Annotated in this window: 9 protein-coding genes; 2 read left to right on the top strand and 7 right to left on the bottom strand. The window is 71.6% G+C overall.

Annotation, left to right across the window (positions count from 1 at the left end):
* Nucleotides 1-79: 79 nt before the first annotated feature.
* The gene (locus ACZ7EG_RS15100; protein ID WP_033312149.1) at nt 80-355 is read left to right on the top strand and encodes a DUF1876 domain-containing protein; all 276 of its coding nucleotides are present in this window, start codon (nt 80-82) and stop codon (nt 353-355) included.
* On the opposite strand, the gene ACZ7EG_RS15095 is transcribed toward ACZ7EG_RS15100, so the two are convergent.
* The 6 genes from ACZ7EG_RS15095 to ACZ7EG_RS15070 form a co-directional block, all read right to left on the bottom strand.
* Entirely contained in the window at nt 352-1,515 is a 1,164-nt protein-coding gene (locus tag ACZ7EG_RS15095; RefSeq protein ID WP_471077590.1) for a serine hydrolase domain-containing protein, read from the bottom strand. The two genes, ACZ7EG_RS15100 and ACZ7EG_RS15095, sit on opposite strands and share 4 nt — an antisense overlap.
* A gap of 39 nt (nt 1,516-1,554) precedes the next feature.
* Nucleotides 1,555-2,001: an organic hydroperoxide resistance protein gene (locus ACZ7EG_RS15090; protein WP_471077587.1), complete on the bottom strand. Its 447-nt coding sequence runs from the start codon at nt 1,999-2,001 to the stop codon at nt 1,555-1,557.
* 103 nt (nt 2,002-2,104) lie between these two features.
* Nucleotides 2,105-2,566: a MarR family winged helix-turn-helix transcriptional regulator gene (locus tag ACZ7EG_RS15085; RefSeq protein ID WP_471077584.1), complete on the bottom strand. Its 462-nt coding sequence runs from the start codon at nt 2,564-2,566 to the stop codon at nt 2,105-2,107.
* Between the two features lie 10 nt (nt 2,567-2,576).
* Complete coding sequence (locus tag ACZ7EG_RS15080) at nt 2,577-3,344, bottom strand: energy-coupling factor ABC transporter ATP-binding protein (protein ID WP_471077581.1); 768 nt, start codon at nt 3,342-3,344, stop codon at nt 2,577-2,579.
* Nucleotides 3,332-4,093 (bottom strand): cobalt ECF transporter T component CbiQ, encoded by a 762-nt coding sequence (cbiQ, locus tag ACZ7EG_RS15075; protein WP_471077578.1) that lies wholly within the window; start codon nt 4,091-4,093, stop codon nt 3,332-3,334. The genes ACZ7EG_RS15080 and cbiQ overlap by 13 nt, the downstream gene beginning before the upstream one ends.
* A gap of 1 nt (nt 4,094) precedes the next feature.
* Nucleotides 4,095-5,159, bottom strand: a complete 1,065-nt coding sequence (locus ACZ7EG_RS15070; protein ID WP_471077575.1) for an energy-coupling factor ABC transporter permease — start codon at nt 5,157-5,159, stop codon at nt 4,095-4,097.
* Between the two features lie 168 nt (nt 5,160-5,327).
* On the opposite strand from ACZ7EG_RS15070, the gene ACZ7EG_RS15065 reads away from it, so the two are divergent.
* Nucleotides 5,328-5,693, top strand: coding sequence for an SsgA family sporulation/cell division regulator (locus tag ACZ7EG_RS15065; RefSeq protein WP_471077572.1), 366 nt, complete (start codon nt 5,328-5,330; stop codon nt 5,691-5,693).
* 9 nt (nt 5,694-5,702) lie between these two features.
* Here the strand turns inward: ACZ7EG_RS15065 and ACZ7EG_RS15060 are convergent, their stop codons facing one another.
* Complete coding sequence (locus ACZ7EG_RS15060; protein ID WP_471077569.1) at nt 5,703-7,370, bottom strand: penicillin-binding transpeptidase domain-containing protein; 1,668 nt, start codon at nt 7,368-7,370, stop codon at nt 5,703-5,705.
* Nucleotides 7,371-7,412 lie beyond the last annotated feature (42 nt).

The raw sequence follows: 7,412 nt of genomic DNA, 5'->3' as shown, positions 1-7,412 counted from the left end.
GATGGGGGCCTGGTACAGGCGGGTGCGTCCGGCCCGCGCGAGGAGCACCCTGGAACTAAGCGTTCCGGAGGTGATCGTCATGATGCACACCACCGTGGGGTGGCACGTCGAGATGGAGTTCACGGAGGACGACCAGCACACGCGAGCGGCGGCGATGGTCCGCCTGCCCGACGGCACCGAGGTACGGGCGCACGGGCACGCGAGCCGGCACCGGACCGACGCCAATCAGCCGAGGGTCGGGGAGGAGATCGCCGGGGCGAGGGCGCTCAACGAACTCGCCATGCAGCTGCTGACCAAAGCCCACGAGGAGATCGACCAGGCGTCCGGCCGGACCTCGCACCCCATCCACGTCTAGAGGTTCAGTGCTCCCCGTACCGCCCGCACCAGCCCCTGCGCCCGCGGGTCCGCCGTCACCGTCTTGCGGAAGCCGTTGGTGACGTAGCCGAAGGCGATCCCCGTCTCCGGGTCGGCGAAGCCGAGGGCGCCGCCGCGGCCGGGGTGGCCGAAGGATCCGGGGGTGAGGAACGGCGAGGCGCTGCCGTGCAGCATGTACCCGAGGCCGAAGCGGGTGCCGACCACCAGCACCCGGTCCGGGCCCGCCGACTCCTCGGCCCGGGCCAGTTCCACCGTCTCCGGGGTGAAGAGGCGCCCGGCGCCGGCCGTGTCGCCGATCAGGGTCGCGTAGAAGCGCGCCAGCCCGTCCGCCGTCGCCATGGCGTTCGTCGCGGGGAGGGCGGTCGCGCGGTAGACGGGGTCGTTCTGATCCGGGAACGGGGAGATCGCGGCGAACGCCCTGCGTGTGAGGGAGGCCGGGTCCTCGTAGGCCTCGGTGACCGAGCGCTTGGGGCGGGCCCGCAGGCCGCCGGCCGGCTCGGCTCCCTCGACGCGGCCCACCCGCCCGACCCGGCCGCCCTCCGACTCCGGCAGACCGAGCCAGAGGTCCAGCCCCAGCGGGCCGGTGATCTGCGACGCCAGCCACTGCCCGGTGCCCTGCCCGGTCACGCGCCGCACCAGTTCGTCGACCAGCCAGCCGTAGGTGAGCGCGTGGTAGCCGTGGTCGGTGCCGGGCTCCCAGGCCGGGGCCTGCGCGGCGACCGCCTCCGGGCCCCTCAGCGGGTCGAGGGCCTCCTGCGGGGTGAGCGGCCGGTCGAGGACCGGCAGCCCGGCCCGGTGGTTCAGCACGTGCCGGACCAGCACCCGCTCCTTGCCCCGCGCCTTGAACTCCGGCCAGTAGTGCCCCACCGGCGCGTCCAGGTCCAGCTGCCCGCGCTGGTGCAGCGACAGGAGAACGGCGGCGGCGACACCCTTGGTCGCCGAGCGCACGACCTGGGCCGTGCCGCGCTCCCAGGGGGCCGTGCCGTCGACGTCCTTCGTGCCGCCCCACAGGTCGACGACCTTGTGCCCGTCCCGGTAGACGGCGACCGCCGCGCCCCGGTCCCCGAGCGTGTCGAAGTTCCGTACGAACGCGTCCCTCACCGGCTCGAAGCCCTCGGCCACTGTGCCGTGCACGTCCACGCCCGTACTCCTCGTCTCGCCGCTGTGCTGGTGTTCCCCCTAGCCAAGCAGGATGGTCACGTCGATGTTCCCGCGGGTCGCGTTCGAGTACGGGCAGATCTCGTGGGCCGCGTCCACCAGCTTCGTCGCGAGGTCCGGGTCGACGACCGGCAGGGAGACGGTGAGGGCGACCGCGAGGCCGTAGCCGCGCTGCCGGTTGGGGCCGATGCCGACCTTCGCGGCGACCGTGGAGCCGGCCAGGTCGTAGCCCTCGCGGTTGCCGACGAGGATCAGGGCGTTGTGGAAACAGGCGCTGTAGCCGGCCGCGAAGAGCTGTTCCGGGTTGGTGCCGTTGCCGTCGCCGCCGAGCTGCGGGGGCATCGCGACCCTGAGGTCGAGCTGACCGTCCTGACTGGTCACATAGCCCTCGCGGCCGCCGTGGGCGGTGGCCTCCGCCACGTACATGATCTTCGTCGGGCGGGTGTCGACGGCGGGGCCGTCAGTCATGCTGTCCTCCCCCGGAACCAAGTGCGCACAAATACATCGTGCACAAGGTACTGGCCGGTAACTCCCCTGTCATGCCCAGGGGGTGGGCAACCGGGGGTAACCCTCAGCGGGACCGGTCCGCCGCCGACTCCGCACGCGCGGCCAGCCGCCACAGCTCCGCCCGCAGCCGCCCGGCCTCCGCCGCGTCGAGCCCGGTCGCCGCGAGCAGCGCACCGGGCACCCGGCCCGCCCGTTCCCGGAGTTCCTGTCCGCGTCCGGTCACGGCCACCAGCACCGACCGCTCGTCCCGCGCCGACCGCTCACGCCGTACCAGGCCGGCCGCCTCCAGCCGCTTCAGCAGCGGCGAGACCGTGCCGTAGTCCAGGCGCAGAGCCGCGGCCAGGTCCTTGACGTTGGTCTCGCCGCGCTCCCAGAGGACCAGCAGCACCAGGTACTGGGGGTAGGTGAGGCCCAGCTCGTCGAGGAGCGGGCGGTACGCCGCCGTCACCGCTCGCTGCGCGGCGTACAGCGCGAAGCACAGCTGCTCGTCCAGCAGCAGCGACCCGTCGCTCTCCTCGTTCGTCACGCGCCCATTGTCACGGACGGGCCGGCGCCACCGGGACGGAACGCGGATCGAAGCCGAACGGCAGCTCCAGGCGGTGGGCCCGCATCAGCTCCTCGTCGGAGAGCAGCTCACCGGTCGGCCCGTCGGCCGCGATCACCCCGTCGCTGAGGATCAGGGAGCGCGGGCACAGCTCCAGCGCGTAGGGCAGGTCGTGCGTGACCATCAGCACGGTCACGTCCAGCGAGCGCAGGATGTCCGCCAGTTCGCGGCGGGAGGCGGGGTCGAGGTTGGAGGAGGGCTCGTCCAGGACGAGGATCTCCGGCTCCATCGCCAGCACGGTCGCCACGGCCACCCGGCGGCGCTGCCCGAAGGACAGGTGGTGCGGCGGGCGGTCCTTGAAATCCGCCATGCCGACCCGCTCCAGCGCCCGCTGGACGCGCTCCTCCAGCTCGGGCCCCTTCAGCCCGGCCGCCGCCGGCCCGAACGCCACGTCCTCCCGGACCGTCGGCATGAACAGCTGGTCGTCCGGGTCCTGGAAGACGATGCCGACCCGGCGCCGGACCTCGGCCATGTTCCGCTTGTCCACGGGCAGCCCGGCGACCTTCACGCTGCCGGCGCCGCCGGTCAGGATGCCGTTGAGGTGCAGCACGAGGGTCGTCTTGCCGGCGCCGTTCGGACCGAGCAGTGCGACCCGCTCACCGCGCGCGACCGAGAAGTCGACGCCGAAGAGGGCCTGGTGTCCGTCGGGGTAGGCGAAGGCGAGTCCGGAGACCTCGAGAGAAGCAGTCACAGGGTCCATCCCAGCAGACAGACGAGGAGGGCGGCGCAGGGGAGGGCGAGGGCGTACGACCACTGCGCCCGGGACGCGGTCACCTCGTCGATGACGGGCATGGAGCCGGCGTAGCCGCGGCTGATCATGGCCAGGTGCACGCGCTCGCCGCGCTCGTAGGAGCGGATGAACAGCGCTCCCGCCGACTTGGCGAGGACGCCCCAGTGCTGGACGCCGCCGGCTTCGAAGCCGCGGGACTCCCGGGCGATCCTCATGCGCCGCATCTCGTCGGTGATGACGTCGCCGTAGCGGATCATGAAGGACGCGATCTGTACGAGGAGCGGCGGGAGCTTGAGGCGCTGGAGGCCCAGGAGCAGTTCGCGCAGCTCGGTGGTGGCGGCCAGCAGCACCGAGGCCGCGACGCCGAGCGTGCCCTTGGCGAGTACGTTCCAGGCTCCCCAGAGGCCGTTGACGCTCAGGGACAGGCCCAGGACGTCGACCCGCTCGCCCTCCGCCACGAACGGCATGAGCACCGCGAACGCGACGAACGGCACCTCGATCAGCAACCGCCTGAGCAGGAAGGCGGCGGGCACGCGCGCGGCGAAGGCGACGGCCCCGAGCAGCACGGCGTACAGCCCGAACGCCCACATCGCCTCGCGCGGCGTCGACACCACGACCACCACGAAGGCGAACACGGCGGCGAGCTTGGTGTGCGGGGGCAGGCCGTGCACGGGCGAGTGCCCGTGCCGGTACAGCTTGTGCGCGTGACCCGCTCCCATGTCAGACGCTCGTCAGGCTCGTCGTGTCCGACGGGGACGTGTCCTGCGTGCGACGGCGGCGCACGGCCCAGAACACCCCGGTGCCCGCGACCACCGTGACGCCCACGCCGATCACGCCCGCCAGCCCCCCGGACAGGCGCGCGTCGTCGACGTCCTCGACGCCGTAGTCGGCGAGCGGGGAGCCGGCCGCGGCGTGCTCCTCGGCCTTCTTGTCGATGCCGTGGTCGGTGGCGACCTTCTCCAGGCCGTCGGGGTTCGCCGAGGCGTAGAAACTGACGAAACCGGCCAGCACGAGGGAGGTGACCAGGCCCGCGGCCCAGACCTTGCGGTGCGAGGTCCGGGCGGCCACGGGGGCGGGCTCGGGCTCCGCGCCGGGCGCGTCGACCAGTTCGCCGTTCACCCGCAGCTTGAGCTTCTGCGTCAGGCCACGTGCCCCGTACACCAGGTCCGGGCGTACGGCGATGACCGCGCCGACGGTGAGCGCGGTGATCACGGCCTCGCCGATGCCGATCAGGACGTGCACGCCGCCCATGGCGGTGGCGACCTTGCCGATCGAGACGTCGGTGGTGCCACCGATCGCGTACATCAGCGTGAAGGCCAGGGCGGCGGCCGGGACGGACACCAGGGCGGCGACGAAGGAGGCCGCGGTGACCGACCGGCGGGTGCGGGGCAGCACCTTCACCAGGCCGCGGAAGAGGACGTAGGCGACGACGGTCGTGACGATCGCCATGTTGGTGATGTTCACGCCGAGGGCGGTCAGACCGCCGTCCGCGAAGAGGATGCCCTGCATCAGCAGGACGACGGAGACGCACAGGACCCCGGTGTAGGGGCCGACGAGTATCGCCGCCAGCGCACCGCCGAGAAGATGGCCGCTGGTCCCCGCCGCGACGGGGAAGTTCAGCATCTGCACGGCGAAGATGAACGCCGCGACGAGTCCGGCCAGCGGCGCCGTGCGCTCGTCGAGTTCGCGGCGTGCGCCGCGCAGGCTCACGGCGACGGCGCCCGCGGCGATCACACCGGCGGCGGCGGAGGTGGGCGCGTTGATGAATCCGTCAGGTACATGCACCGTTCGATGATGTGGCTTGATGCGAACGATTTGCAAGAGCGTGAAGCTCGTTTTATCTCACCCGTGAGGTATCCGGCTCCACGGGCGTAATCCAGAAAATATGCGACATTGGAGGGGGAGTGGACGCACGGTTTCCACTCGGATTGCGCACGGTGAAGGGGCCGTCCGATGTCCGTAGTCGAGCAGTACGCGCGAGCCCACATCGTCTCGGACGCGGCCGTCCCGCTTGTCGACGAGCTGGAGGCGGTGCCGGTCAGGCTCCGTTACGACCCCGACCACGACCCCCGCAAGGTGCGCATGGCGCTGCCCGGTGCCGGTGGAGGCGAATGGATCTTCGGCCGCGAGCTGCTGGAGGAGGGGCTGCGGGCGCCCGCCGGGAGCGGCGAGGTACGGGTGTGGCCCTGCGGCCGGGTACAGGTCGTCGTGGAGTTCCACACCGCGCAGGGTGTGTCGGTGGTGCAGTTCGAACGGCAGGCGCTGCTGCGGTTCCTGCGGCGGACGTACACGGCCGCCGCGGAACCCGTCACCCATTGAGCCCCGCGCTCAGCCGCCCGCCTTCAGCAGCGCCGCCACGATCGGACCCGCCGTCGAGCCGCCGTGCCCACCCTGCTGGACCACGCCCGCGGCAGCCAGGTCGCCCCGATAGGCAGTGAACCAGCCGTTCGGCTTCTTCTGCCCGTCGACCTCCGCGGACCCGGTCTTCGCGCCGACGTCGCCGCCGACCCCGGCCATCGCCTCCGCGGCCGTGCCGTACGCGGCCGTGTACGACATCAGCTCCCGCAGCTGGGACAGGGTGCTCGCCGGCAGGGTGCGGGAGGCCTTCGCCAGCTTGCGTCCGTCCACGTCCGGGGAGACCAGGTAGGGCTGGTGGAAGGTGCCGGCCTTGACCGTCGCCGAGACGGACGCCATGTTCAGCGGGTTCATGCGGACCCCGCCCTGCCCGATCAGTGAGGCGCCCATCTGGGCCGCCGACTGCACCGGCACCGCGCCGTCGAAGGACGGCACACCGATCGCCCAGTTGTTCAGCCCCAGGCCGAAGACCTGCTGGGCCTCCTTGGTCAGGTCGTCGTTCTTCAGCTTCGGGGCCTGGCTGATGAAGGCCGTGTTGCAGGACCGGGCGAAGCTCGCCTTGAAGGTGCCGTTCTTGATCTCGAACTTGTCGTCGTTCTGGAACTTCCAGTGGCCGTACGTGAAGTACTTCGGGCACGGGTGCTTCTTGTCCGCCGAGGCCAGGCCCTTCTCCAGCAGCAGCGACGAGGTGATGACCTTCATCGTGGAGCCGGGGGCCAGGGAGCCCTGGAAGGCGGTGTTGAAGCCGGGGGAGGCGTTGGCGGCGGCCAGGATCTCACCGGTCGACACCCGCAGCAGGACCACCGACGACCTGGCCTTCTTCGCGACCTTCTGCTCGGCCGCCGCCTGCAGGGCCGGGTCCAGCGTGGTCTTCACCGTGCCCGGTGTGCCCTCGCTCAGCTCCAGGAGGGTCTTGTCGGAGAGATCCTTCACCTTGGCGGCCTTGCCGCGTACGACCCGCAGCTCGATACCGGCCTTGCCGCCGGCCTTCTTGCCGTACTTCTCGCGCAGTCCGTCCAGGACCGGGCCGAGGGACGGGTACTTCTTCGCGGTCAGCTCCCCGCCGTCCCGGTCGAGGGCCTTGACCGGGGGCGTGCCCGATGCGCCGGTGACCAGTGTGTCGCCGTCCTTCAGATCCGGGTGGACGACCGTGGAATGCCAGTCGACCAGGGGCTTTCCGTCGCTGGTGCGGCGCATCACGGTCAGGGCGCTGTCGTACGTCAGTGGCTTGTCGGTTCCCTTGTAGGACACCGTGCCCTTGACGGAGAACGGCACCTTGTCGCCGGCGGGCTTGCCCGGGATGAGGGTGACGTCCTTGATGTGGGCGTCCTTGGTGTAGCCGGTGAGCAGCGGCCGGGCCGCGGAGGGGTCGTCGGTGGCTGCGGCGGCCTGGGGGATCTTTCCGGACTGCCAGGCGGTGAGGAAGGCGGTGGCGGTGGTGGTGACCTCGGTCGGTGACAGCGGGCCGGTCTTCACCTTGGGCTTCTGGTCCGCCGCCCGCGAGCCGTCGTCGGCGGCGGCACCACCGCCGAACAGCGCGTAGGCACCGGCTCCGCCGCCCGCGACGACCACGGCGATCATCCCGCCGATCACGGCGGGTCTCGTCTTCCGTCGCTCGGCGACGCGCCTTCTGTTGCCCACTGCTGTTCGTTCCTCCGCGATTCCCCAGGGTCCCCGTCACCC

Source organism: Streptomyces sp. NPDC037100 (assembly GCF_055606225.1).
Note: the sequence above shows the minus strand (reverse complement) of the source record. Positions and strands in the feature narration are given on the sequence as shown.